Here is a 1,401-nt window from a genome sequence, read left to right on the forward strand (position 1 = left end):
AAGGAGCAAACATGAAGACAATGTTTTCAAAGACATTAAAGGTTTTATCAGCTGTTGCACTATTTGGTGCTTTAAGTGCTAATGCTTTTAGCGAAGGAGAGGATTATATAGTACTTGATAAACCTCTTTCAGTTGAAAAAGGAACACTTACAAAGGTATTTAGCTATGCTTGCCCATTTTGCTATAAATATGATAAGAGTGTAACTCCAGCTGTAGTTAAAAAGGTAGAGGGCTTAAAGTATGAGCCATTTCATCTAAAGACAAAGGCAAATGAGCATGGAGAGGGAGAGACAGCTAGTAAGCTATTAGCAGTAGCTGTTGTTAAAGATAGAGCAGCTAATAAAGATCTATTTGCAGATGACTCACTATTTAAAAAGGTAAAGATGGCATATTATAAGTCATACCATGATAAAAAGCAAAGATTTAGTAGTGCTGATGAGTTTTTAAAGCTAGGCTTAGATGCAAGTGGTATTAGTAAAGAGGATTATGAAAAAGAGCTAGCTAATCCTGAAGTAGTAGAGCTACTTAAAAAGTGGGATGAGAGCTATGATGTAGCTAAAATTCAAGGCGTTCCAGCATTTGTAGTAAATGGTAAGTATCTTATCTATACAGCTAAGATAACATCAATTGATGGTATGGCTAATCTTATAAAAGAGCTTATGGCTAAATAGGTCTAAGTATGGGGTTTATAGATAAAATAGCAAAGTGGCAAGATAGCCGCTTTCCTTGGGTATTAATGGTTATAGCAAGTATATCACTTGTGCTTATTGCCCACTCTGTATTTCAAAAGTATCTTTATATGCCACCTTGTGAGCAGTGTGTATATATAAGAGTAGCATTTTTAATAATGGCAATAGGTGGCATAATAGCTATAATAAATCCAAGAAATTTAGTTTTAAAACTACTAGGATATGGCTTTGGATTTTGGGGTGCGATATATGGCATGATGTGTAGTATAAAGCTAGCTAAAATTCATGCAGCTATTCACGGTGATGATGCAGATCCATTTGGAGTTCAAGGTTGCTCTACTGAACCAAGCCATATACTTGGCTTACCACTTGAGAAGTGGGCACCTGATTGGTTTATGCCTCTTGGAGATTGTGGTAAAGAAGATGCCATAGTTCCTGATGGTGTGATATTAAGTAGTATACAAGAGTACTTTATAAATCTTTATACAGAAGCTGGTGGATGGTATCTAATACCTTCAAAGCACTTTTTAAGTATGGCTGATTGTACTCTTATGGGATTTGGTCTATGCTTTGTTATACTTGCTGTTATGCTTGTAAGTTTTATATTATCAAAACTAAGACAAGCAAACTAATATAAATTCTGCTATACTCTTGCTAGGAGCATAATGATGAAAAGATTGTTTAGCTATAGCAAGAGTGTGGATTTTAAGTT

General features: G+C 34.9%; 2 protein-coding genes. Both read left to right on the forward strand.

What is annotated here, in order from left to right; translation table 11 throughout:
* Positions 1 to 11 precede the first annotated feature (11 nt).
* The gene (locus LQV35_RS09060) at positions 12 to 671 is read left to right on the forward strand and encodes a thiol:disulfide interchange protein DsbA/DsbL (protein WP_230057553.1); all 660 of its coding nucleotides are present in this window, start codon (positions 12 to 14) and stop codon (positions 669 to 671) included.
* 8 nt (positions 672 to 679) lie between these two features.
* Entirely contained in the window at positions 680 to 1,321 is a 642-nt protein-coding gene (gene dsbI, locus LQV35_RS09065) for a protein-disulfide oxidoreductase DsbI (protein ID WP_230057552.1), read from the forward strand.
* Positions 1,322 to 1,401: the final 80 nt, after the last annotated feature.

Source organism: Campylobacter suis (genome assembly GCF_905120475.1).
GTDB classification, from domain to species: Bacteria; Campylobacterota; Campylobacteria; order Campylobacterales; family Campylobacteraceae; genus Campylobacter_A; species Campylobacter_A suis.